This is a genomic window from Acinetobacter genomosp. 33YU (assembly GCF_001990725.1).
GTDB lineage: Bacteria > Pseudomonadota > Gammaproteobacteria > Pseudomonadales > Moraxellaceae > Acinetobacter > Acinetobacter seifertii.
The window spans coordinates 13,962-37,515 of the sequence record NZ_LFZQ01000012.1; the positions used below are offsets into that span (position 1 = coordinate 13,962).

Consider the following 23,554-nt stretch of genomic DNA (forward strand, 5'->3'; position numbering starts at 1 on the left):
CTCTCATGCCCAAAAAATTTACACTAAAAGGCAGATTAAGCCCGTACGAGTTACATATCGCCGCATGCTATGTTGAAAGCATTTAAGAAAAAATCCTCAATATTTATAAGATTTTTAAAATATGAACTACTTTTCGAAGAACCCTTTCTAAGTAATGTGACCAAAAAGGAAAAATGAAAATACTGTGATTTCCTTATCAACAATCAGTCAAAGTACATCCTGATGAATTTCTGTAACCGATACCCAAGGACCAAACCTACCTTCCGAAGTGCTGTGCAACAAAGCCCTCCTCAACCACACTATAGCTATAAATTAATTCCATTATTTTGTGGTTTAATTAAATTATTAAAGTTTAAGACCCAATTTAATGGATTTATATTTCACTAAACCCGAAGAAGTCGTGACGCTTTTAGGTGAGCGTTTACGTAAGCAACGACTCTTTTTGGAGATGTCTCAAGCTGAGGTTGCAGCACGCGCTGGTGTCGGCGTGAATACGGTTTCGAATCTTGAAGCGGCACGAAATGTATCTGTTGAAAATTTAGTCCGTATTGCAATGGTCTTGGGTCGATTAAACAAACTTCAGGAGCTGTTTCAACCTCAGCTTAACAGTGTAAAAGATATTCTACGCTATGAAAGTCAAAGTAAGCACCAGCGTATTAAGAGGAAGGGATAATGCTCAACAGTCTTAATGTTTATTACAATGGTTGGGGCGAATCATGGTTATGGGGAACGCTGATTAGTTCAACAGCCACCACAGGTAGACCCACTATTGCTTTTGAATATAGTCCAGAAGCAATACAGCGAGGTGTTCAGCTCTCTTCTTATTTACTCCCTTTAAAAGGTCTACCACTGAGACAGGGTTTTCCTACTTATCAAATGGGATTACCTGGTCCAGTCTATGATGCTTTGCCGGATGGTTGGGGCATGTTATTAATGGATCGATATTTTCGAAAAATTGGACTGCATCCGGCACGAATCAGCCCTTTGGAACGTCTAACTTATATTAGCACCCATGCAATGGGTGCTCTCTCCTTTGAACCCTGTGTCGCAGAGATGCAAACTTCAGAGAATATTCCCCTGCCGCAATTGGCACAGGAAGTCCAAGAAGTCCTCAAAGGAGAAGGTGGCGAATTTTTTACAACATTTGCTGGTCATGGGTGGCTCCCCCCAAGGTGCCAGATCCAAAGCATTGGTTTACCGAAATCCTGTCAATTTTGAGTTTTCGACGCAAGCTTCTGATCAAAATGAAGCCTGGCTGATTAAGTTTCCTGCTCAGCAAGAGTATCCTGAAGTCTGCGCCATTGAAGCCGTCTATGCAAAATGTTTGCGACTTTGTGCAATCGAGACTCCAGACACCCATTTTTTTAATTTGCCCAATGGTTTAATGGCTTTTGCTTCTAAACGATTCGACCGTCAAAATGGCATGCGGATTCCAATGCAGAGTTTGGCTGCATATACCGGAGCAGACTATAAAGTTCCAGGTAGCCTAGACTATCGCAATTTTCTTCGGGCAACCTTGATGTGTACGCAAGATGTGCGGAAAGGCTGCATACTTTTAAACGTGCTGTGTTTAATGTACTTTTCAATAATCGGGATGACCATACCAAGAATTTTTCTTTTCTCATGGCAAAAAATGGTCAATGGAAATTGGCTCCAGCCTATGATGTGACCTTCTGTGAAGGTCCAGGTGGTTATCATCAAATGGACATTATGGGAGAAGCGCTCAATATTTCTCGAAATGACATACATAAACTCGGTACTTCAGAAGCGAATCTGACTACTCTAGAAGTCGATGAGATCATCTTGGCCATGCATGAAATTGCACTTCAATTTAGTCAAATTGCGCAACGCCTGTATCCTCATCAAATTCGAGAATCTACCCTAGAGATGATTCAATCACGAATTCAACAAAATATTGATTTTTTAACTGAAACCTAAGCGTAAATATAAACTAAGCGCCAACCATCAACTTATAGTTAGTCGCTACATAATCTGTAGAACCTGTGAATTAGCTCGCTTTATAATCACGAATATTAGATGGATCACCGCCAAGATACGTTCTGCAAGCGTGAAATCACTACATCCAGATCGAAAATCGCTAAGAAAAAACTATCACCAAAAAAAAGGTCTGCACTATGGATAGATACAGACCAAACTCTGGATAACTACCAGCACGAGAAATATGTCGCAATTTTGCATAGACATGAATTTGATAAAATCAGCCCAGAAAGCCAGAAATTCATAAAAACTATTTCATCAATCCCCTATAACTTAATCACGTTCATGGTCGATCTTAAATCTTGCGAAAAGTACTCATGCTGACCTAGCCAAACTGTAAAACTCATGTATTCATAGCCTTTAAATGAATCTTTCAATCGTTATATTTAAGGTAAAAACTAGTAATCAGAAGTTATTATCATCCCCATATAAAACAAACATCAGATTAAAAATAATAACTTTGTAAATTATTTATTCCATTTTTTTTATATTTAGTGTTATCTTTCCTAACTTCATCTGGGAGAGTTGAGTTTGATCATAGACCATTCGATAGCCTGCTTGTTGCATTTCTGCGATCAAATTCCGTTGGTCTATCCGTTCTCCCCCTTGATCTTTCGGCAGAAATTGACGCTTACCCCCGCCTAGAATCACATCAACCCCATCTTTTAATTTGACGTTATAACGCTGATAGATATCACCTTGCGAACTTGGTACTAATTGGGATGCTATGTCATTTTCAGCATCACGATGACAAATATGAGCATAAGTCGATGCTGGTGTAGCATGCGTAATGCGAGTTGTTGTGACTACCCCTGTACCCCAACCTCGTGCTTTGGCCAATTCGAGTAAAGTTTGGGTGTCTTGCTTATTTTGGATCTGAGGATTGGTTCCACATTGATGATTTCCGGTCTGATTTGGTTCTACTGCAATTGTTCCAGTCTGCATGGATATCACTTCATTTTTCATTTTTACACCTGTCATATAGGCACCCATCGATGGTGCGCTATCTGTAACCTGTGCAACTTCTGAGAAAGTACGAACAAATGCTGACTCTGGCAGTTGATCTATTGGCAGTTGGCAATCTTCACCAACAGCATAAATTCGTACAGCTGTTAGTGTCGTGATACCCATTCCATCTCCCAAGAAAAAAACCACACGTTGAGGCTGTTTTGATGGTTGTACTGAAGTAGAAGTTGATTGAACTAAAGCAGGACTTTGACAGCCCGTCAAAATAACTGTGCCCAAACTACACCATGCCAAACTTATTAATTTTTTATTAAATTTTTTCTTATGCCAAAGGCTTTGTTGCACAAACCTATCTCTAAAGGCTTATTCCACAATATAATTTTGAGATGAATAAGCCTACACCTAAAATCTACCGTACAACCAATTGGCCCACATACAACCGAGCTCTCATTAATCGTGGGAATATTGCCATTTGGTTTGATCCCAAAACACAATGGTATGCTCAACCAAAAAGCCAACATGGTCGAAATCAAACTTATTCCGATACAGCCATCCAATGCTGCTTAATGATTAAATCCATATTTCGTCTTTCTCTACGCATGGTCACTGGCTTTGTACAAAGCCTGATTAAACTTTGCGGATTAGATTGGACAGCGCCAGACTATACGACGCTTTGCAGAAGACAAAAACATATTGATATTGCGATTAGCTACCAAAAAAGTAGCAATGGTCTACATCTACTCGTAGATTCAACTGGTTTAAAGTTTTTGGGCGAAGGTGAATGGAAACGGAAGAAACATCAGCCTGAATATCGTCGACAATGGCGTAAGCTTCACATTGGTATAGATGCTGAAACGCTGCAAATACGTGCAGTTCAGCTCACAACGAACAATATCAGTGATTCACAGGTGCTCGGTGATTTACTTGGTCAAATACCACTTGATGAGCGAGTAGATTCTGTCTATACCGATGGAGCCTATGACACTAAATGCTGCAGACGAGTGATCTCAGATCGTCAAGCATATGCGGTGATTCCGCCAAGAAAAAATGCGAAACCGTGGAAAGATACAAAAGTTCATTCGCAAGAGAGAAATGAATTACTAAAAACAGTTAAGCGTCTAGGAAGAGCCCTTTGGAAAAAGTGGTCTGGTTATCATCGGCGAAGTTTGGTCGAAACCAAGATGCATTGCATCAAATTATTAGGCGATAAACTCTACTCAAGGAATTTTGACAGCCAAGTGAATGAGATCCATGCACGTGTAGCCGTATTAAATAAATTTACAGAATTAGGCAGACCTCATACCCAAGTTGTAACCTAAATTTTAGCAACTTAGGAAAACTTTACCTTCAAAGGCTTTATGCAACAAAGCCTATGCCAAAGCATTGCATCAACTCATCTTAGGATGGTCGAAAAATACGCTTTAAACATTCAATTTACATGACAAATTTATGAAAATATTATTATGACTACTTATATAAATTTTCCTAATTGCAAAAAATAGTGTAGCAACTTGCTACACTATTTTTTTACTTTATTTTTCTAACATTCGTTTTAGGAAAGCTTTTAATTCTTGTAAATTTTGATCATCAAATTGGCCCATTTTTAAAGATACCTTTAATGTATTATGGTCAAATTTGATATTACCAGCAACTTTCCCATCATATTCAATTTTATGTACAATTGAAGTTTGAATTACTTCTTTCGTTTCTCTTGACTTAAAGATTTTTTCAGCTAGTGATGCCAGTTTTGTCTGTTCAACTTCTTTTTTAAGCAATTTTGACCATGCTTCGAATAATGCTTCTTTAGCTTTTTCATGGTTTTCATCATGATCTGATAGAAACTTTTTCACTGCTGTAGCAGCGGTCCGTGCTAATAATGACGGCTGTTTCTCCAAATCTTCAATCAACTCTCCAGGTAATTTTTCATAAGATAAATATTTATACATATCTTCACGATTCAAACCTAATGACTTTGCTAACTTCTGCTTATTTTTTTTTAATTTTTCATCCAAAGAAGTTAATCCAACATATATTTCATAATCTGTCAGATCTTCTCGCTTTAAATTTTCAGCTAATGTTAATAAAGCAGCTTCTTCATCCGATGCATCAATAATGATTACTTCAATGGTATTCTTATTGAGAAATTGGTGGGCTTTCAATCGTCTTTCACCAGCAATCAACTCATATTTATCATTTATTCTACGAACTGCAATTGGTTGTAATAGCCCAATTTCTTCAATTGATGCTGCTAAATCTTCAATATCTTGTTGATTAAAGAGTTTTCGAGGCTGGTTAGGGCTAGCCTGAATATCTGTAATTTGTACATTACGTCTTAGCTCTTTGACATCGTTAATATGCTCCTTTTGGGCATGTTGATGCTTTTGAGTATTTTGCTGAAGACGTTTAGCCAATAGCTCTTTATTACTTACCATAGTATTTCCAGAATTATATTATCCGACACGCTGAACAATTTCTTGTGCTAAAGTTTCAAAAGCTTTTCGAACTTTTGAGTTTTTATCAACAGATAATAAAGGTTGTTGCAAAATTGCAGCTTGATTAACCTTAGTGCTCATTGGAATTGTGGTATGCAATAATTCTCCAACTTGATTAAATGCTTCATCTTTTATTAATTTACATACATTCTGACGCTCATCATGTTTAATTAATAAAGCACCTAAGAGTTCTAATTCAGGGTTAACTCTTCTAATTTTACTTAAATGATTAATTAAATCAGTAACACCATAGAGACCGTATTGTGAACCAGATTCAATTGGAACAATAACATGTGTCGAAGCGGCTAAAGCATTGCTGGTTAGTAATTTTAAGCTAGGAGGGCAATCAATAAGAATGTAGTCATATAATCCTTCTAGAATTTCCAATTTATTTGAAAGTTCCTCGGATGGTCTTGGTGCATCATCTTTCAATTGATCTTCAGTTTTACCAAGAGTTAATGAGCCATATATTAAGGAAACATTTTTAAATTTTGTTTCTTCTTCTAATGCTTCCGATAATAGACTTATATCACCAATAAGTAATTCAGCTGATGTAGTTTCAACTTCGCTAGGGTGTCTTAATCCTATATGTAAACTTGCATTTGCTTGTGGATCCAGATCAATTACTAAGACCTTATTTCCTAATTCAGCAAGCTCTGAAGCAAGATGTACTACAGTAGTTGTTTTCCCGCAACCACCTTTATGATTAGCTACAGCAATGATTTTAGTTGACATATTTGTCTTAAGGAATTTACTTTGATTTCATTTAATATAAAGATATTTGTAGCAACTTGCTACAGTTCCTTTGTCATATTTTTATCTTTTGAATTCAAAAGATGTGGGAAAAACATTTCTTAACTTTTTTAAAAAATATAGCTAGCTAATTTTAATTAGTATTAATTAGTTAATTATAATTAAACAAGTTTTATTTGTTTAAAAAACAATTAGATAGATTTTTTAAAGTGGAAGGTTTGTCACTAATAAGTGGAAGGCCTGTCACTGATAAGTGGAAGGTTTGTCACTAATAAGTGGAAGGTTTGTCACTGATAAGTGGAAGGTTTGTCACTATGGTGGAAGACTTGTCATTGTGATTTATTTTAATGTGTATTTTTTAATTTAAAACAATACAATTCAACTGCTTGTGATGTTGATAAGTTTGTTTTTATTGAAATAAAGGTGGAAGACTTGTCATTAGATGTTTTTTATTCTGTGGATAAAATATTTGTATAAAATTTAATTGATAACATGATGTTTGATAGTCAAGAATATCGGAATGGTGGAAGGCTTGTCACTTTAATGGTGGAGTATATGTTGAGTAATTCCACTTTAGTGGTGCTGTAGGCTATTCCTACTTTCAAATTGATTGCTTGAGCGACACAGATGAATTATCAAAGGTGGAAGAACTGTCACTTAAAAGTGTTTATTTTTATATTTATTCCACCATAAGGCTGAATAGTACCAAAATTGCACTTTAATAGGGCTTTGTTGCATAAAGGTTTGAAAGATAGAAGCGATCCTAATTGAGCCAAATTTAAGTGACAACTCGGGTATGTGGTCTGCCTAAGTCCGTAAATTTATTTAATACTGCCATACGTGCATGAATCTCATTGACTTGGCTTTGAAAATTTCTCGCACTGAGTTTATCCCCCAATAATTTGATGCAATGCATCTTGGTTTCAACCAAACTTCGCCGATGATAGCCTGACCATTTCTTCCAAATAGTTCTTCCTAAACGTTTAACTGTTCGAAGCAACTCATTGCGTTCTAGCGAGCTCATCTTTTTATCTTTCCATGGCTTCGCATTTTTTCTTGGTGGAATCACTGCATGTGCTTGCCGATCCGCAATGACCTGTCGGCACTGTTTGGTATCATAAGCTCCATCGGTATAGACGGAGTCAACTCTCTCATCTTGTGGAATCTGATCGAGTAAATCACCAAGTACCTGTGAATCACTCACATTGTTGGTTGTGAGCTGAACAGCGCGTATTTGTAAGGTTTTAGCATCTATACCCATATGTAATTTACGCCATTGGCGATGATATTCAGACTGATGTTTTTTACGCTTCCATTCACCCTCACCTAAGAATTTCAGACCTGTAGAGTCAACGATTAGATACAGTCCATCACAACTTTTTTGATAGCTAATCACAATATCAATATGCTGTTGTCGTCTACAAATTGTAGTGTAGTCTGGCGCTATCCAATTTAACCCACAAAGATGGATGAGACTTTGAACAAAGCCAGTGACCATGCGTAAAGACAATCGGAAGAGAGATTTAATCATTAGGCAGCATTGGATAGCTGCGTCGGAGTAAGTTTGATTTCGTCCTTGTTTGCCTTTTGATGGGGCATACCATTGCGTAGCAGGATCAAACCAAATGGCAATATTTCCACGATTAATGAGAGCTCGGTTATATGAAGACCAATTGGTTGTGCGATAAATTTTAGGTGTCGACTTATTCATTTGAAAATTATATTGTGGAATAAGCCTTTAGAGATAGGTTTGTGCAACAAAGCCATTGCCAATTATATGTTCCATAACAAGGATTTCCCTGTTTTGAATAACCATGAGGTCTATGTTCATGAGATTTAAATCCACTTTCATCAAGATAGATGATTGGGTGTTGATACCTTAATCGGTTTAAATCTTTTAAATACTGCTCTCTGAGTTCTGTTTTTGCTTTCGGGTGCAGTAAGGTCTTTTTTTAACTGTGATATTTAGATCCTTGAGCGCATCTCCAATTGTAGAAATACCACAACCAAAACGAGCAGCGCGTTCATATTGATAATCATCAGGATATTGCTCAACATCTGCACGTAAGGCATCATCATCAACTTTAGATGGTTTTCTTGGTCGAGTTCTTTTTATTTCGATTCGCTTTTTTCCATTCGACAATTGTATTTTTATCAATTTCGAAGTGCTGAGCAACCGCTCGAATAGATTGGCCTTCTTCAAGCTTGGCTAATATTTTCTTTCTAAAATGTATTGGATAACTCATATCGGTATTGTATTGGTTTTTTTGCGTGCTTACTATATGGACACGGGTGCGGCGATGAGGTGCTCAAGCACTTTGCTGCACGGTTGAGGGAACACATTCGCGCAACCGACATGGCTGCCCGGATTGGGGGGAGGAATTCGCTGTGTTGTTGGAAGCGGCATCGATTGAAGACGCCCAAGTATGGGCGGAGCGATTTCGTCAAGACGTTGCGACGACAGCGGTGGTGTGTGGAGAGGTGTCGATCAGCTATAGCGCCAGCATGGGGGTGGCCCCCCTTGACGTCTGCTTAAACTCTTCCGAGCAGGTGATGCAGCAGGCGGACAGCGCGCTCTACCAGGCAAAAAGACAAGGGCGCAACCAAGTTGTGGGCGCACAAGTATTTCAGAATTGAGAGGAATGGCGATGAAGGAAAAGCAACCGGACCCGATCAAAACATTTCGTGCCCAATGGGCAGTGATGACGTTCTACGAGCGCTTCGAACAGGTGATCGCGCTCGCGCTGTCCGCAATCATTGCCGTGATCATCGTGGTCTCGCTGCTGCAGCTGATCTCGATCGTCTTCAGCCTGCTGGTCATCGATGCGTTCAATCCGCTCGATCACAAGGTCTTCCAGACCGTGTTCGGCATGATCATGACGCTGCTCATCGCCATGGAGTTTAAGCATTCCATCGTGCGGGTGGCCTTGCGCCGCGATAGCATCATCCAAGTCAAGACGGTGATCCTGATCGGGCTGATCGCCCTGGCGCGCAAGTTCGTGATCCTCGACCCGGAGACCAGCCCCGCCAAGATCGCGGCGCTCGCAGGCGCGATGCTGGCCCTCGGGGCGACTTACTGGCTGCTGCGCGAGCGCGATGACCGGGCCGCTGGGGAAAGCCCAAATGAGCCATCGTGATCGGCGCCACGCGCAGGCTGCCGGCGCGCGGCATCGCTGGCTCAATCGCCTGCAAACCGCGCTGTTGGTGCTGACCCTGCTCGGGATTGCCGCCGTCGCCGGCAGCCTGCTGTTGGGTGACAGCGCTCTGTGGCTGGCGCTGGCGGCCGCGGGGTTCACCCTGCTGCTCGAACCGGCGGCGGCTTCCGGGCTGACCCTGCGGCTGTATGGCGCACGCCCTCTGCACCCGAATGAAGCGCCCGATCTTTGGGCTGTGTTGCGCGAACTGGCGGCGCGGGCCGGGTTGCCTGCCGTGCCGGTACCGCACTACGTGCCCAGCGGGGTCGTCAACGCCTTCGCCACCGGTACGAAGCATCACGCGGCCATCGCGCTGACCGACGGTCTGCTGCGTAGCCTCACGCTCCGCGAGTTGACCGGCGTGCTCGGCCACGAAATCGCGCATATTGCGAACGAGGATTTGCGTGTCATGGGGCTGGCCGATTCCATCAGCCGGCTCACCCATCTTCTGGCCTTGTTGGGGCAAATCATGCTCCTCTTCAGCCTGCCGGCCTTACTGTGGGGCACAGTCGCTATCCAGTGGCCGGCGCTGCTGTTGCTGGCCGTTTCGCCGCAGCTCGCGCTGCTGGCGCAACTGGGTTTGTCGCGGGTGCGCGAATTCGACGCCGACCGGCTCACCGCCGAATTGACCGGCGACCCACAGGGATTGGCTTTGGCGCTCGCCAAGATCGAGCGGGAGAGTCGCGCCTGGCTGCTGCCCGGATGGGGCAACCCGGAACCCTCCTGGTTGCGCACGCATCCGGCGACGACAGAGCGCATCCAACGCTTGCGGGAATTGGCTGATTCGATGGCACCGCAACCGCTTCATTCCAGCCCATTTCTGCCGGACATCCCCTTGGCGCCACGCCCACCGCGTTGGCGCGCCAGCGGTGTCTGGCGCTGATTTCAACAAGGAGAATGGCATGACCTACCCCGATCTCAACAGCCGCCCGGCGCCGGACCGATTCATCCGGCGCTGGCTCGTCATCACTGGCTGCATCGCCGCACTCATGCTGCTGTGGCAGTTCTTGCCTGCCATCGAAGCCTGGTTCAGTCCGCGCGAAGCGGCCGAGCGCACGGTGACACCGCGTGGTGATCTGGCGGCAGACGAGCAGACCACCATCCAACTGTTCGAGAAATCGCGCGGGTCGGTGGTTTACATCACCACGGCGCAACTGGTGCGTGACGTCTGGTCGCGCAATGTCTTTTCCGTGCCGCGCGGCACCGGCTCCGGCTTCATCTGGGACGATGCCGGCCACGTGGTGACCAACTTCCACGTCATCCAGGGGGCATCGTCTGCCACGGTCAAACTGGCCGACGGTCGCGATTATCAGGCTGCGCTGGTGGGCGCCAGCCCCGAGCACGACATCGCCGTGCTCAAGATCGGCGTCGGCTTCAAGCGCCCGCCAGCTGTGCCGGTGGGCACCAGTGCCGACCTCAAGGTCGGGCAGAAAGTGTTCGCTATCGGCAATCCCTTCGGATTGGACTGGACGCTCACCACCGGCATCGTCTCGGCGCTCGACCGCACCCTCGACGGCGAAGGGGGCGGGCCTGCCATCGATCACCTGATCCAGACCGACGCCGCTATCAACCCCGGCAACTCCGGCGGCCCGCTGCTCGATTCGGCTGGGCGGCTGATCGGCATCAACACCGCCATCTACAGCCCTTCGGGCGCGTCCGCTGGCATCGGTTTCGCTGTGCCGGTGGATACCGTCATGCGCGTGGTGCCGCAACTCATAAAGACCGGCAAGTACATCCGTCCGGCGCTGGGCATCGAGGTGGATGAGCAGCTCAACGCGCGTCTGCAGGCGCTGACCGGTAGTAAGGGCGTATTCGTATTGCGCGTGACGCCGGGCTCGGTGGCGCACAGGGCCGGGCTCGTCGGCGTCGAGGTCACCGCAGGCGGCATCGTGCCCGGCGATCGCGTTATCAGCATCGACGGTATCGCCGTCGACGACGTCACCACATTACAGGCCCGGCTAGACGACAAGAACGTTGGAGATGTTGTGGTCTTGTTAGTGGAGCGGGCCGGCAAGACTCGCGAGATGCTTGTGGAACTACAACCGGGAGTTTGATGGAAAGTGGGTCATGGATCTGCACAGCGAAGCAGTCAAGCGACTTCAGCCTTGCGCCGAACTACGAGCCCTAGCTAGTGCAGTGGGGGGAAGGCTGTTTAGGTTAAATGGATATAAGGGAGTCATTTTTGATTGTGTTTTTAAAAGAAGATGTTGATTTTTTTGGGTAAGCATTTAGGGCGTCCAAGGGTTGGAGCAGTTGGCACGGATGAGAGAGCTCAATGCTCGCTAGGGATTGGATCTATGTGTTTTTTCTGACTGACTGCTTACGTGTTGGAACGGGCAACATCGGAAAAGGATGAATTTTTATTTTCACCATTTACCGTATTTTTCGAGCCTGGGCGAAAATTAGGATGATACTTTAGCGCCCTTAATCATTCTCCCATGAAAGGCAAAACGATCCAGTCTCGGGTGTAAGTGCTCACAACATACTGATATAAAATGGATTTTTTATGAATAGGAGAGCGCGCGACGTTTCTCTCTGTTTTTAGGGTTAGGATGAAACTTAACCTTGGTGAAAGATGTGACCAAGATTATGACTAGATTAATAAGTCTTTATTTTTAAAGACTTATTTTATATTTTCTTTTAGTCATAATTTTAGTCATAAAATATAGAAAAACTAGATCAAAATACAACCAAATAAGTCATAAAAAACCGATTCCATTTTAAATCTATGGTTCAAATCGATAAAGCATTTGGTTCATTTCAATTATTAGATTAAAACAAGGCTCGGTCAAGGGGTCGGTGATCGCCATACGCAGCAACTGCTGCTCCATTTCCTTGCGAGAAGAGATGTTGAGCAGAGTGCCGACTATCAGTTGCCTGCCCGCGTCACCCAGCCATCGGCCGCGATCCAAAACCCAAATCCAAACGCCGGATCGATGACGAACGCGGTACTCGCACTCCAATCGCTCCGACGGGTTTTCTTGATAAGCGCGCACCTTTGCCAGAACGACCGGTAAATCCTCCGGGTGAATACGCGCTTGCCATGCGGCATGGGTGGCGCCAATCTTCTCGTCGTCGGAGGTGAAGCCGAACATCGCCAGACTGCGGGCAGAAAGCCTGAAGCTGTCGGTGGCGATATCCCATTCCCAGAACCCCAATTCTGCGCCTTCCAGGGCGATGGCGATCCGTTCGTTGTCGTCGATTTTCGCTTGTTGGCGAAGCTTCAGCTCGTCGCGCCTCTGGCGATTGGTACGAGCAAAACCCCACGCGCAACCGCCATGCCAATATTGGCAAGTAGCGACACCATCAACCCAATGGCCGGCCCGTTCATGGTCTATCCCCACCTGACTCACTGAGTGTCTGCCGTAATTCCTCGATCCGGCGGTTGACGTAGTCGGCATTGATGCCCAGCATCAACAGCACCTGCTCGGCCAGCCCCAGTCCCAAAGCCAGGTACAACGGGTACAGCCTGACATTGGGCAGATTACGCAAAAGCTGGGCATCCGTTACGCGGTCAGTGGCCACCACCAAGGGCAAGGTCGGGCGGCGTTCGAGGACCGCTCGCGCAATGCGCTCGGCCGTCTGCGGACGAACAAGCGTCAGCACCACCAGACGGGCATGGGCCAATCCGGCGGCGGCCAGGGTGTCGAGCCGACTGGCATCGCCATACGACACCGGCGCCCCCATCGCACGACCCGCTTCGACCCTTTGGCGGTCCGATTCCAGCAGCAAATGCGGCACGCCTGCCAGACGCAGCGTTCGACTCAGCAGCAGCCCGACTTCATCCGCCCCACAGATGATCACATGGTCGCGCAACGACCGCGCCCGCTCGGCGACTTCGCCTTCTTCGGCCTGCGGTGGCTGACCGAGTGCGCCCGAGCGGCTGAATGCCCGCGCCCAACGGTCATGGTGTCGGATCAGGAGCGGCGCCAACCCCATGCTCAGCACCAACGCGATCAGCATCGGTTGCACCACGTTGGCGGCAACCAAGTGCTGCTGCATGACCATGCCCAGGAGCAGCAGCGCAAACTCGCCGCCATGCCCCAGCACGATGCCTGTGCGCCAGGCGTCGAGCGCCGACAGGCGGGTTGCGCGCAGAGCCAGAAAGTTCAGCCCCATCTTGAGAGGCACCAAGGCCAACAGCCAGCCCAGTACCGCCAGCGGTGCTGCCACGATCTGCGCGACATCCAGCTGCAAGCCGATGGTCACGAAGAACAGGCCCGACAGCACATCGCGAAACGGCCTGAGGTGGCTTTCCATGTGGTGCCGGAAGTCGCTCTCGCCCAGCACCATCCCGGCGAGGAAGGCCCCCAGGGCGGCGGATACGCCGACCGCGTGCGCAGCGGCGGCGGCAGCCACCACCACGCACAAGGAGACGAGCACGAACGATTCCTCGTGGCCCCGCCGCGCCACCCAGCCCAGCAGACCATGCAACAGACGGCGCGAGGCGAGGGCCGCTGCCGCGAACAGCAGCAGCACACCGAATACTTCGAGCAGCACATGCTCGATCTTCGGCGACTCGCCGCGCGCCCAGATCGCCAGCAAGGCCAACAGGGGCACGCTGGCCAGGTCCTGAAAGACCAGCACGGCGATGGCACTGCGGCCGTGGCGGGTGGTGAGCTCGCCTTGGTCGGCCAGTTGTCGGCTGACCAGCGCCGTGGACGACATGGCCGCCGCAGTGCCGAGCAGCACGGCGCTCTGGCCGGGCTGCCCCAGCCACATCAATAGCAGGATCAGCGGCGGGGCCACGGCGATCATCTGCAGAGCGCCCGCCATCAGCACTGTCCTGCGGGCGAGCCAGAAGTGTCCGAGGGAAAATTCCAGTCCGACCATGAACAACAGCAGCGCCACGCCCAGCTCGGACAGAAAGCTCAGCGTCTCCCCCGGCGCGATCACGCCGATGACTGAGGGGCCCAGTACAACGCCGACAGAGAGATACCCCAGCAAGGCGGGCACTCTGAACGCCGCCGTCGCCATCGCCGCCAGGCTGCAAGCCGCCAGCAGGATTAACGTAGCACCAAGCAAGCCCTGCATCGGTCAGCGTCCCACTTGCGTCGACGTCCAGCGCACGATGTCCTGCGTGCCCATCGCGCCGGCCTGACGGGCGATCTCCCGCCCACTCTGGAACAGGGCGAGCGTCGGGATGCTGCGGATACCGAACTGCGCGGCCAGGTGGGGCTCAGCCTCGGTATTCACCTTCGCCAGCCAGATCCTCGGTTCGAGCTGGTTCGCCGCTTGCTGGAACTGTGGCGCCATCATCTTGCACGGCCCGCACCATGGCGCCCAGAAATCGACCAGCAGCGGCAGATCGCTGCGCTCCACGTGGCGCGAGAACGTCGCCGTGGTCAACTCGATGGGCTCGCCCGTGAACAAGGGCTGCTGGTAGCGGCCACAGTTGGGATGTTCCGATAGCTTCGCAGTCGGTACGCGGTTGATGGACTGGCAATGCGGGCAGACGAGGTGAAGATCATTCTTCATGGTTCGCCTCCTTGGACCACAGTGAGGCTGCCTCGCTTCGGGTCACAGACAATGCCGACCAATCAACGCCTTGGAGCCAATCGTTCCCGTTTTTGCTTACTCCGGCCTCTTCCAGATGAGCAGCGATGAATGCTTCGGCCTGCATGAGCCACCTTCGGACAGCATCTTCCTTATTAGGAATCAGCAGGATTTCAGAGACGCTGCTGGCATTCAGCCCGTCCACACGGATAAGCAGAAAAATGCGCCGCCACAAACGCGGCATGTCCTTCAGCAGGTCAAATGCAAAAGCGAACTCGCTCGACCGATCAATCAGCTCCTCCTGTTCCGCGATCGTTGCGACATCGGGATGCTGACTGCCAGCGAAGATATCGGCCAGCTTGAGTGTGTCATCGGGCTGATAAAATTCGAAGATTTCCTCTTCCACCATGGCCTCGGCCACGTCTTGGGCATCCGGTTCGACCGGCGCGTCCAGAGAAACGAATTCGCCAAATTGCCGGCTGCTTGCCACTTCGTTATCCAGGACGGCGAACAGATGCTTCAAAAGACCGGTGTAAGCCTTTTTTTCCCCCGGCACGGATTGCCATTCCACCTCAGCTCGGACAATCGCTTCATCCACCACGTCGCGTAGCGTCGGATAATCGCGCGGTAAATCGCCGACGGCCCGCAGATAAGCCAGCTCACGCCTTGCGACAGCCTCAAGTTTCGACAGTAGAGGCATTCGGGTCACCTCGGCCTTATGGGCGGCTGATGCGGGTTTTGCGGCAATCCGCACCTTGAGCTCGCGCAAGCGCTCGCGTCGTGCTTTGCGCTTGATTTGATCCTGAGCATGCAGTCGGTCAAAATGCTTCTTGGCCTGACGGAACAACGACTTTGCGAGCATCTGCGCGAGGGGCGTCAGCTCGTCATGTGATGCAGTAACGCTGACAATCTTTTTGCCGGGCAGGTGCATATAGCCACTGGCCAGAAATTGCCGCTTGATCTTGTCGCGATCAAGGATGATTTGAAGTTGCGCTGAATCTTTAGTGTGTTTGTCGAGCAATGGCTTGAGGGCGTGCTCGATCACATTTCCCAAAGCTCTCTGCCAAGGTTCATGAAACTCTTTGTCGATAGCTCGATAGCTATATTGCATCTGCATGTATGACTCCTTCGATGTCATTTCTATGGAGGTATGAATCGAGGATGCTCATATCCATAGATTTTGGTTTGGCACGCTCTTACCCCAGGCGCGTTTTGCGAAGACTCCAACTAAAGAACAAAAGCGTGACGCCATAGACTGCCGCATGGAAACCCAACAGCCAGCCTGCGGCCACGAATGACTCGACCGGACGGGTAAAAAATATCCACAAGACGATAGCGCCAAGTATAATCGAGAGCAGTCCACTGAGGGCAAGCCAGATTTCACCCTTGATTTCCCGACGCAGCCGAACGGCGGCGGATATCTCCAGCACACCGGTGAAAATCGCCCAGAAGCCCACGCTAGCCCATAAAAAAGAAGCCAAGACTATCGTGGCGACCCAAGGAGCAACCAGGACGACGACGCCCGTAAGTATGCCGACAATGCCGCTGAACAGCAGCCAGCCCCAGCGCTCTTTTTTCTGGATATGGCGCACCGCTGCAAACAAGTTGAACGCGCCATTGACCAAGGAAAATGCGCCGAACATGATGGTCATGGCCAACAGAGCCGATTGTGGCATCCAGAACGCGAGGGCTGCAAAAATCAATGCCAAGACACCGCGCAGCACAAAAAGCCACCAATTTTGGCTCAGCGAACACAGTGCTTTGGTGGGGTCATCCGCATTGGAATTGGCGATGGTATCTGTGTTCATGCAATATCTCCTAAAGATCTATACAAAATAAAAAATCAAACACTCATGGGACAAGAGAGGGGGCGCTATGCGCCCCCTCTCCAGCGGTTTCAGAACAACTTGGACAGTTTTGCCTTGACTTCATCGAGCCAGCCTTTTCCGCAGCCTCCCCCTCCCGTCTTTTCCTTGATTTTCTTGAGTTCAGCGTATAGGGGCTCAAAGTCCTTCCTTTTACCATAGCCCAGCAGTTCTGCCATTTCCAACTGCTGCCGGGCTTCGTTCAACAATGTCTCCAGGCGCTCATTGGATGCTTCGCTGCGCTGACCATCTTCTACCAGGGGCTCTGCGCGCTTCAGGAGCAGCTTCGCACGCAGGACGGGCAGCGGAAGCACGCTGCGCTCCTCGACCAGCGTGCTGAGCGCTGACTGCAGCGCGGCTTTGGCTTCTTCGATCTTGCCCTGATCGATCAGCGGCACGACTGCCTTCACGGCTGCGGGATAGGACGCCAAAGGGATGTTGGTGACTGTGATCACGATTTCACTGGCCAGCAAAGCCAGCACGTGGCGAGCCCGTTGCACCTCGCCATGTTTGAGGGCATCCAGCGCCTCGTCGGTCATCGCCTCAATGGTTTCCGTGTTGGCGAACAAGTCGTGCACGATGGTGCGCACATCAACGCCGGCCAGGGCGAGCGTGGGTTCGCGCGCGACGATCAGCTCCAGCTTTCCCGTCACTTCGGCCAGCGTTGCCAATGCGCGTGCAGTGTCCTTGCCGTCAAGTGCGGCCAGCGCTGATTTGGTCAGCGACAAGGCCGAGACGGCCTCATCGAGGACTTGTTTACGTTTGTCTGCCGCCTGCGAGTCCGTTTCCTTCTGAACCTCAGGCTGTACCTCCGTGACGACTTCAGGCTTGGCCTCTGGACTGACAGGAAGGCTGCTTACCGCGGCCTGTTCGTTTATTCCTTCGTTCGTCGCATTGGGATTCGGTGTTTGCTCATTCATGGTGATATACCTCGTATGAGATAGTGAAAATAGGCGAATCTATTGGGGCTGAATGCGAACATCGCGAGACTGACCGACAGAGCAGTCAGCCCCTTCATCACCTCAAAACAGCTTTTGGATGCGCGTCTTCAACTCGTCGAACCATCCCTTGCCGCTTTTGCCACCAGCCGACTTTTGCTCAATGAACTTCACCTGATCGAAGATGGGTTTGAAGTCTGCCTTCTTGCCATAACCCAGGATCTGCGCCATCTCGATCTCCGTGCACACGGACGACAGCAAGGTGCTGAGCTCCTCGTTCTGCTTGGCATCGCGCTTGTCGGTCTCGGCCAGCTTTTCAGCTTTTGCGATCGCGGCTTCGGCCCGTAGCACGGTCAGAGGAAAGGCGACCGAGGTCACCACCAGGGTGTTCAGTGCTCGGGCGAGTTCCGCTTTGGCGTTGTCGATCTTGCCGCTGGTCAGCGACTGGCCGGTGGCACGTCCCACCAGGTGCGCCAGGCCGGCAAACGGCGCCGATACGGTCTGGGGCATCGTAGGCGTGAGGTCCTGCCGAACAGCAGGATCTGCCCCCGGAAACAGCCGCCGCGCCCGCCGCTGGTAACGGTTGATGCAGAACAGCCCATACAGCAGCGAACCGCCCAGCGGCAACAGCGCGATCAGCAGCACCCACAGCGTGGCCGATCGAGGGTCACGCTTGAAGATGACCGTGTGCCCCGCTGTGGGGATAGTGACCGCCAGCGGCACGAGGGTGGCTGCCCATGTCAGCCCGTTGGGGTCGGACACGACAGCCCCCATCGCTCAAGATTCGCCGCCCGCTGACTTCTTCTTGCGCGCAGGCTTGCTCGCGTCGCTCGGCGGCGTCTCGGCCGGCTTCGCGGCATCGGGCTTCTCAGGCTCGGCCGGCTTCGCGGGTGGCTCCTGGCGCTCGCAGACCACCCGTTCGGCCTTGTCGTCCCAGCGGGCGCTGGCGTGATCGCCCTTGCCAATGCCGCCGCCGAGCATCTCGCGCGCCAGCGTCGTTTCCAGTTCGCTGCGGATCAGGCGCTTGAGTTCACGCGCACCGAACTCCGGCTTGTAGCCTTCTTCCGCGAAATGGTCGATCAGCGTCTGATCGAAGGTGAGCGTCACGCCCTGGCTGGCGGCGTTGCGGGCCACACGATCGAGCTGCAGGCCGACGATATGGCGGATCTCCTCCTTGCCCAGCGCATGGAAGACGATGATCTCGTCGATGCGGTTGAGGAACTCGGGGCGGAAGTGTCCGCGCAGCACGTCCATCACCTCGAACTTGGTCTTCTCGTATTCCTCGCCGGCGGCGTCACGGGCCTTCAGCCGACGCTGGATGATGTCCGAGCCCAAGTTCGAGGTGGCGATGATGATGGTATTGGTGAAATCCACCACCCGGCCCTTGCCGTCGGTGAGCCGCCCGTCGTCGAACACCTGCAGTAGGATGTTGTAGACGTCGGGGTGAGCCTTCTCGATTTCGTCCAGCAGCAACACGCTGTAGGGCTTGCGCCGCACCTTCTCGGTGAGCTGACCGCCTTCGTCGTAACCGATGTAACCTGGAGGCGCCCCCACCAGACGTGCCACGGTATGGCGTTCCCCGTACTCGGACATGTCGATGCGCAGCAGCGCACCTTCATCGCCATAGATGGACTCGGCCAGCGCCTTGGCGAGCTCGGTCTTGCCCACCCCGGTCGGGCCCAGGAACAGGAAGGTAGCCACCGGTTTGCTACCTTCGCGTAAGCCCGCGCGAGACAGCCGCACGGCATCGGCCACGGCACGGACCGCCTCGTCTTGTCCCACTAGGCGCTCGTGCAGCCGTTGTTCCAGGTGCAGCAGCTTTTCGCGCTCTTCCACCGTCAACTCGTTGACTGGGATGCCGGTCAGGCGCGAAACGATCTGGGCCACGTGTTCTGCCTTGACTTCGGCACTGCCAGAGGCCCGCTCCCGCTCCCAGCCCTCGATCAGCTTCTTGAGCTCGGCCTCCTTGGCCTCGATGCGCTTGCCGAGCTCGGCGGCCTTGTCGTACTGCTTGCGCGCGGCCACGTAATCCTGTTCACGCCGCAGCTGGTGCAGTTCGGACTCCAGCTCCTGCACGGCCACCGGCCGGGCCGTGGCCGACAGCTTCACGCGCGCGGCCGCCTGGTCGAGCAGGTCGATGGCCTTGTCGGGCAAAAAGCGGGCGGTGATGTAGCGGTCGGACAACTCAGCCGCCGCGATGATCGCGTCCTCAGAGATGCTGACCTTGTGGTGCGCCTCGAAGGTGTCGCGCAGGCCGCGCAGAATCATGATGGCCTGTGCCACTGTCGGCTCGGGCACCGTCACCGGCTGGAAGCGCCGCTCCAGCGCGGCATCCTTCTCGATGTATTTCTGGTACTCGTTGAGCGTGGTGGCGCCGATCAGGTTCAGCTCGCCGCGCGCCATCATCGGCTTGAAGACGTTGGCCACGTCCAGCCCGCCTTCGCCACCGCCCTGGCCGGCACCGACGATGGTGTGCACCTCGTCGATGAACAGAATCAGCTCGCCCTGGTGCTCGGAGATCTCCTTCAGCACCTTTTGCACGCGCTCCTCGAACTCGCCGCGATACTTGGCGCCGGCCACCATGGCGTTGATATTGAGTTCCACCAGGCGCTTGTCGCGCAAGGTCTCGGGCACTTCACCGGCCACCATGCGCTGCGCCAGCCCCTCGACGATGGCGGTCTTGCCCACGCCCGGCTCGCCGATCAGCACCGGGTTGTTCTTCTTGCGCCGGGCCAGCACCTCGATGGTGGTCTCGATCTCCTGCGCACGGCCGATCACCGGGTCGAGCTTGCCGTCATGCGCCATCTTGGTCAGGTCACGTGAGTACTTGTCGAGTTCCGGCGTGTTGGTCGGCGTCTCGGCGCGGCCATCCTCGGCGCCCTTGCCGACCACCTTGCTGACCTGTTGGCGCAGCGCCTGCGGCGTCAGGCCGTAACGGCGCAGCAGGTTGGCGGCCAGCCCTTCGCCTTCCTCGGCCAGACCGACCAGGAAGTGCTCCGGACCGACATAGGAATGGCCGAGTTCATTGGAGGTCACGAAAGCGCGGCTGAGCGCATCCTTCACGCGCGGCGACACGCCGATCTCGCCCTCGAACGGCTTGTCCCCGCGCTTGGCCTCGGACTCGATCTGCCGCTTGAGGTCATCGACCTTGATCTTGAACTGACCCAGGATGGTCTTGACCACGTCGCTGTCGGCCAGCGCCAGCAGCAGATGTTCGGTATCCACCTCGGCGCGGCCAAATTCGGCAGCGTGTTTGGCGGCCTCCTGCAGCAGGGCTTCCGACTGTTCGCTGATGCGGCTGGCCAAACCACTGCCGCGACGGCGCGGCGCACCCGAACCTGCGGCGGCGGGCTCGCCGAACGAGGCATCGACCACGTCATCGGTATCGGCGGCCATCGGCGTCGCGTCGTCGCCGATGCGGAAGAAGTCACTGCCGAGGAAGTCCTCGAATAGGCCGCTGCGCGAGCCGAACAAGGCTTCCAGCGGCGAGACGGTGCGCTTTTGCTGGCGCACCAGTTGACGGTAATGGTCGTCACACAACAGCATGGTGCTGTGACGACCGTTGAGATTGGCTTCCACCCGCACGGTGGCGGGTTGGCCGCAGACCTGGCATTGTTTTCTGTCCATGCTGATACTCCTGTAAAGATTGATCTGAAGAGGCACCGCCGATCACGGTGCCTCATTTCTTTTTGGTTTTTGAGAAAAACGCGCTGCCCCGCGTCAGCCGTTGATCGGGATCGAGCGCCCCTGCTTGGGCGTACTGGCCTCGCGCTTTTCCATCGTGATCGTGAGCACGCCGTTCTTGAAAGCGGCCTTGATCGTGTCCTGGTTGGCATCGGCCGGCAGGTTCAGAGCGCGCTGAAAGCTACCGTAGGAGCGCTCCACCCGGTGGAAACCGCCGTCTTTCGTTTCCTGCTCCTGACGCTTTTCACCGCGCACCAGCAGCACGTCGTTGTCGAGCGTGATCTGGATGTCTTTTTCGTCGACGCCGGGTACTTCCAGGGCGATCTTGTACTGCTTGTCGGTCTCCTGGATGTCCAGCGCCGGCTTCAGCATGCCCGGCCAGTCCGACGGCCAGCGTGGCATGGCCAGCGTCGGGAAACCGAAGCCTCGAAACGCGTCGTCGAACAGGCGGTCGATCTCGCGATGCAATTGCAGGATGGGACTGACGGGCCCACCCGACACCTGCAGGTCATTGCGCTGCACCGGCAGCGAGGCAGTGCTCTGTTGTTCTTCCTGCTCCTTTTTGAACCAGTTCCAGGGAGCCAATTTCTTGAAATCAATGTCCATGTCACACCTCCAGAAGAAAAATTGAAGACTCTCGCTCACTCCGCTTGCCGACTTTCAAGTACGCTGCCAATTCATCGAGCGTGAAAATCACCTGTAGGTGCGCTTTCATTTCGCCCTCTCCAATCGCGTCGCTTTGCGGTTCCGGCCAAGGAAATCCTTGCAAGACTTTGTAAGATACTGCGCTTATCAGGAAAGAATATCAACATTCAATGTACAGCGATCTCCCGCCCCATTGATGCAGGTCGACTGCTCAGACAAGGTGCAGCGGGGCGACCTGATCAGGCCAACGTGCGGAATTGCCTAGTCGTCGCTGCGGATCGCGTTCCAGAGTCGGGTCGAAACACTTCCGTTGCCCCAGACAACGTATAGTAAGCACGCAAAAAAACCAATACAATACCGATACCAATACAATACATTTTAGAAAGAAAATATTAGCCAAGCTTGAAGAAGGCCAATCTATTCGAGCGGTTGCTCAGCACTTCGAAATGGCTTTGTTGCACAAACCTATCTCTAAAGGCTTATTCCACAATATAATTTTCAAATGAATAAGTCGACACCTAAAATTTATCGCACAACCAATTGGTCTTCATATAACCGAGCTCTCATTAATCGTGGAAATATTGCCATTTGGTTTGATCCTGCTAGATATTGATGAATCAGAACTCGACATGGCTTTAGAGCCAACAGCCGAATCTGCTGCTGTTCAAGATGAAAAGCTAGTCGATGAAGAGTTGCATGATGTTGAGTTATTGGACAACTTAAATAATGGCGCGTTTGACGATCTGATTAACGAGGAAGAACTTGATTTAAATCTTGAAGCAGAAGAAACAAAACAGCCAATTGTTCCAGAAAAGCAAAATAGCGCACCTCAGAAAGTGACAACAGAAAATAAAGCTGCAAAAGAGAAACCTAAATCTACACAGCAACGTGTGACACACTACAACTCCAAGAAGTCAGAAGTTCTCTTAGACCGTCTAGGCGGTAGTGCAGACATGATTCTTCTTGAAGCGAGTGATATTGATTTACCAAATGACAAGCTTAAAGAAAAACAAGAAAACCTGTTACGTATCCTGAACAACCAACCGACGGTAATTGGTACACGAGGTAATGTTGAGACAGTTCAAAAGAAAGTAGCTGAGAAGGTCATTATCTTGTTCACCTATTTCAAGAACGGTGGAAACTTAAATAAGGTCATGAGAATCGCATTTGAGACGATTATTACAGATGGTTATATTACAACTGGTAAAGGTGGCAATCTATATAACAACCTGTTGAATGCACATTACTCAGAAGGTACAGCGCGAGCGCAGGCGGGACAGATGCTCCAAATGTTCCCCCTATTGAAAATTGCAACAAAAGAAGGAAATAAGCTAATTCCAAATGAGCAGTCGCTAATTTTAGCCAAGATGAAAGCTGATCTCTTTCCAAGTGAAAAGTAATAGAAAAAAGCGGTAAAAAGGGAGTGTCAAACTCCCTTTATTTTTGCCTATGTCAAAAACACTATTTTCCTGCTTCTAATTTGCGCGCTAATTACGTTAAAAAAATTTTTATAAAGAAACACT

Annotated in this window: 17 protein-coding genes and 9 pseudogenes; 10 read left to right on the forward strand and 16 right to left on the reverse strand. The window is 50.9% G+C overall.

All coding sequences use genetic code 11. The features are described 5' to 3' along the window. Positions 1-367 precede the first annotated feature (367 nt). A complete protein-coding gene (locus tag AC056_RS16340) occupies positions 368-673 on the forward strand; it encodes a helix-turn-helix domain-containing protein (protein ID WP_005130167.1) in 306 nt (101 codons plus the stop codon). Continuing rightward, positions 673-1,938 (forward strand): annotated as a pseudogene (locus AC056_RS19945) (type II toxin-antitoxin system HipA family toxin). Before AC056_RS16340 ends, AC056_RS19945 begins: the two are co-directional and overlap by 1 nt. A 561-nt stretch (positions 1,939-2,499) precedes the next feature. Here the strand turns inward: AC056_RS19945 and AC056_RS16355 are convergent. Beyond that, positions 2,500-3,129: pseudogene (locus AC056_RS16355) on the reverse strand (alkaline phosphatase); the annotation flags it as partial. A 221-nt stretch (positions 3,130-3,350) separates the two neighbouring features. On the opposite strand from AC056_RS16355, the gene AC056_RS16360 reads away from it, so the two are divergent. After that, on the forward strand, positions 3,351-4,283 hold the full coding sequence (locus AC056_RS16360) for an IS5 family transposase (RefSeq protein ID WP_001040033.1): 933 nt from the start codon (positions 3,351-3,353) through the stop codon (positions 4,281-4,283). Positions 4,284-4,496: 213 nt separating this feature from the next. On the opposite strand, the gene AC056_RS16365 is transcribed toward AC056_RS16360, so the two are convergent. From AC056_RS16365 to AC056_RS16385, 4 genes and pseudogenes are all read right to left on the reverse strand, one after another. Then, positions 4,497-5,396 carry a ParB/RepB/Spo0J family partition protein gene (locus AC056_RS16365; protein ID WP_005130172.1) on the reverse strand — a complete coding sequence of 300 codons (900 nt, stop codon included), beginning with the start codon at positions 5,394-5,396 and terminating at the stop codon, positions 4,497-4,499. 18 nt (positions 5,397-5,414) lie between these two features. Further along, on the reverse strand, positions 5,415-6,191 hold the full coding sequence (locus tag AC056_RS16370; RefSeq protein ID WP_000104830.1) for a ParA family protein: 777 nt from the start codon (positions 6,189-6,191) through the stop codon (positions 5,415-5,417). A 796-nt stretch (positions 6,192-6,987) separates the two neighbouring features. Further along, complete coding sequence (locus tag AC056_RS16375; protein ID WP_077164253.1) at positions 6,988-7,920, reverse strand: IS5-like element ISAba13 family transposase; 933 nt, start codon at positions 7,918-7,920, stop codon at positions 6,988-6,990. A 186-nt stretch (positions 7,921-8,106) separates the two neighbouring features. Further along, positions 8,107-8,455 (reverse strand): annotated as a pseudogene (locus tag AC056_RS16385) (IS630 transposase-related protein). Positions 8,456-8,514: 59 nt separating this feature from the next. Here AC056_RS16385 and AC056_RS19950 point away from each other — a divergent pair. The 4 genes and pseudogenes from AC056_RS19950 to AC056_RS16410 all read left to right on the forward strand — a co-directional run bounded on the left by AC056_RS19950 (position 8,515) and on the right by AC056_RS16410 (position 11,457). Then, a pseudogene (locus tag AC056_RS19950) lies at positions 8,515-8,846 on the forward strand (GGDEF domain-containing protein). 11 nt (positions 8,847-8,857) lie between these two features. Then, positions 8,858-9,346 (forward strand): phosphate-starvation-inducible PsiE family protein, encoded by a 489-nt coding sequence (locus tag AC056_RS16400; RefSeq protein ID WP_017401780.1) that lies wholly within the window; start codon positions 8,858-8,860, stop codon positions 9,344-9,346. Then, on the forward strand, positions 9,333-10,286 hold the full coding sequence (locus tag AC056_RS16405) for a zinc metalloprotease HtpX (protein ID WP_032007497.1): 954 nt from the start codon (positions 9,333-9,335) through the stop codon (positions 10,284-10,286). The genes AC056_RS16400 and AC056_RS16405 overlap by 14 nt, the downstream gene beginning before the upstream one ends. A 19-nt stretch (positions 10,287-10,305) precedes the next feature. Further along, a complete protein-coding gene (locus AC056_RS16410) occupies positions 10,306-11,457 on the forward strand; it encodes a S1C family serine protease (RefSeq protein ID WP_000221973.1) in 1,152 nt (383 codons plus the stop codon). 672 nt (positions 11,458-12,129) lie between these two features. On the opposite strand, the gene AC056_RS16415 is transcribed toward AC056_RS16410, so the two are convergent. The 11 genes and pseudogenes from AC056_RS16415 to AC056_RS19445 form a co-directional block, all read right to left on the reverse strand. Then, entirely contained in the window at positions 12,130-12,756 is a 627-nt protein-coding gene (locus tag AC056_RS16415; RefSeq protein WP_228144368.1) for a PAS domain-containing protein, read from the reverse strand. Then, positions 12,731-14,437 carry a cation:proton antiporter gene (locus AC056_RS16420; protein WP_032006326.1) on the reverse strand — a complete coding sequence of 569 codons (1,707 nt, stop codon included), beginning with the start codon at positions 14,435-14,437 and terminating at the stop codon, positions 12,731-12,733. The genes AC056_RS16415 and AC056_RS16420 overlap by 26 nt, the downstream gene beginning before the upstream one ends. Positions 14,438-14,440: 3 nt before the next feature. After that, positions 14,441-14,881 (reverse strand): heat resistance system thioredoxin Trx-GI, encoded by a 441-nt coding sequence (trx-GI, locus tag AC056_RS16425; protein WP_004834869.1) that lies wholly within the window; start codon positions 14,879-14,881, stop codon positions 14,441-14,443. Continuing rightward, entirely contained in the window at positions 14,871-16,016 is a 1,146-nt protein-coding gene (locus tag AC056_RS16430; RefSeq protein WP_005130191.1) for a hypothetical protein, read from the reverse strand. The genes trx-GI and AC056_RS16430 overlap by 11 nt, the downstream gene beginning before the upstream one ends. Before the next feature lie 79 nt (positions 16,017-16,095). Continuing rightward, the gene (gene hdeD-GI, locus AC056_RS16435; RefSeq protein ID WP_004834871.1) at positions 16,096-16,707 is read right to left on the reverse strand and encodes a heat resistance membrane protein HdeD-GI; all 612 of its coding nucleotides are present in this window, start codon (positions 16,705-16,707) and stop codon (positions 16,096-16,098) included. 89 nt (positions 16,708-16,796) lie between these two features. Then, positions 16,797-17,684 carry a heat resistance protein YfdX2 gene (gene yfdX2 / locus AC056_RS16440; RefSeq protein ID WP_002126446.1) on the reverse strand — a complete coding sequence of 296 codons (888 nt, stop codon included), beginning with the start codon at positions 17,682-17,684 and terminating at the stop codon, positions 16,797-16,799. Between the two features lie 102 nt (positions 17,685-17,786). Continuing rightward, positions 17,787-18,140, reverse strand: a pseudogene (yfdX1, locus tag AC056_RS19955) (heat resistance protein YfdX1); the annotation flags it as partial. Further along, positions 18,132-18,464 (reverse strand): annotated as a pseudogene (locus tag AC056_RS19960) (PLDc N-terminal domain-containing protein); the annotation flags it as partial. The pseudogenes AC056_RS19960 and yfdX1, both read right to left, overlap by 9 nt. Positions 18,465-18,479: 15 nt before the next feature. After that, positions 18,480-21,329, reverse strand: coding sequence for a heat shock survival AAA family ATPase ClpK (gene clpK, locus AC056_RS16450; RefSeq protein ID WP_004834873.1), 2,850 nt, complete (start codon positions 21,327-21,329; stop codon positions 18,480-18,482). Between the two features lie 93 nt (positions 21,330-21,422). Beyond that, a complete protein-coding gene (locus tag AC056_RS16455; protein ID WP_000350434.1) occupies positions 21,423-21,992 on the reverse strand; it encodes an Hsp20/alpha crystallin family protein in 570 nt (189 codons plus the stop codon). Positions 21,993-22,029: 37 nt separating this feature from the next. Continuing rightward, a pseudogene (locus AC056_RS19445) lies at positions 22,030-22,101 on the reverse strand (DNA-binding protein); the annotation flags it as partial. 301 nt (positions 22,102-22,402) lie between these two features. On the opposite strand from AC056_RS19445, the pseudogene AC056_RS19710 reads away from it, so the two are divergent. The 3 genes and pseudogenes from AC056_RS19710 to AC056_RS16470 all read left to right on the forward strand — a co-directional run. Continuing rightward, positions 22,403-22,480 (forward strand): annotated as a pseudogene (locus AC056_RS19710) (transposase); the annotation flags it as partial. A 53-nt stretch (positions 22,481-22,533) separates the two neighbouring features. Further along, positions 22,534-22,632: pseudogene (locus AC056_RS19455) on the forward strand (IS5/IS1182 family transposase); the annotation flags it as partial. Beyond that, complete coding sequence (locus tag AC056_RS16470) at positions 22,604-23,431, forward strand: hypothetical protein (RefSeq protein WP_228141958.1); 828 nt, start codon at positions 22,604-22,606, stop codon at positions 23,429-23,431. The pseudogene AC056_RS19455 and the gene AC056_RS16470, both read left to right, overlap by 29 nt. The last annotated feature ends 123 nt before the right edge of the window (positions 23,432-23,554 follow it).

Excerpts from the sequence above, each read along its gene's own strand:
- AC056_RS16340 (WP_005130167.1), top strand. The coding sequence starts at position 368 with ATGGATTTATATTTCACTAAACCCGAAGAAGTCGTGACGCTTTTAGGT.
- AC056_RS16360 (WP_001040033.1), top strand. The coding sequence starts at position 3,351 with ATGAATAAGCCTACACCTAAAATCTACCGTACAACCAATTGGCCCACA.
- AC056_RS16365 (WP_005130172.1), bottom strand. The coding sequence starts at position 5,396 with ATGGTAAGTAATAAAGAGCTATTGGCTAAACGTCTTCAGCAAAATACT.
- AC056_RS16370 (WP_000104830.1), bottom strand. The coding sequence starts at position 6,191 with ATGTCAACTAAAATCATTGCTGTAGCTAATCATAAAGGTGGTTGCGGG.
- AC056_RS16375 (WP_077164253.1), bottom strand. The coding sequence starts at position 7,920 with ATGAATAAGTCGACACCTAAAATTTATCGCACAACCAATTGGTCTTCA.
- AC056_RS16400 (WP_017401780.1), top strand. The coding sequence starts at position 8,858 with ATGAAGGAAAAGCAACCGGACCCGATCAAAACATTTCGTGCCCAATGG.
- AC056_RS16405 (WP_032007497.1), top strand. The coding sequence starts at position 9,333 with ATGAGCCATCGTGATCGGCGCCACGCGCAGGCTGCCGGCGCGCGGCAT.
- AC056_RS16410 (WP_000221973.1), top strand. The coding sequence starts at position 10,306 with ATGACCTACCCCGATCTCAACAGCCGCCCGGCGCCGGACCGATTCATC.
- AC056_RS16420 (WP_032006326.1), bottom strand. The coding sequence starts at position 14,437 with ATGCAGGGCTTGCTTGGTGCTACGTTAATCCTGCTGGCGGCTTGCAGC.
- trx-GI (WP_004834869.1), bottom strand. The coding sequence starts at position 14,881 with ATGAAGAATGATCTTCACCTCGTCTGCCCGCATTGCCAGTCCATCAAC.
- AC056_RS16430 (WP_005130191.1), bottom strand. The coding sequence starts at position 16,016 with ATGCAGATGCAATATAGCTATCGAGCTATCGACAAAGAGTTTCATGAA.
- hdeD-GI (WP_004834871.1), bottom strand. The coding sequence starts at position 16,707 with ATGAACACAGATACCATCGCCAATTCCAATGCGGATGACCCCACCAAA.
- yfdX2 (WP_002126446.1), bottom strand. The coding sequence starts at position 17,684 with ATGAATGAGCAAACACCGAATCCCAATGCGACGAACGAAGGAATAAAC.
- clpK (WP_004834873.1), bottom strand. The coding sequence starts at position 21,329 with ATGGACAGAAAACAATGCCAGGTCTGCGGCCAACCCGCCACCGTGCGG.
- AC056_RS16455 (WP_000350434.1), bottom strand. The coding sequence starts at position 21,992 with ATGGACATTGATTTCAAGAAATTGGCTCCCTGGAACTGGTTCAAAAAG.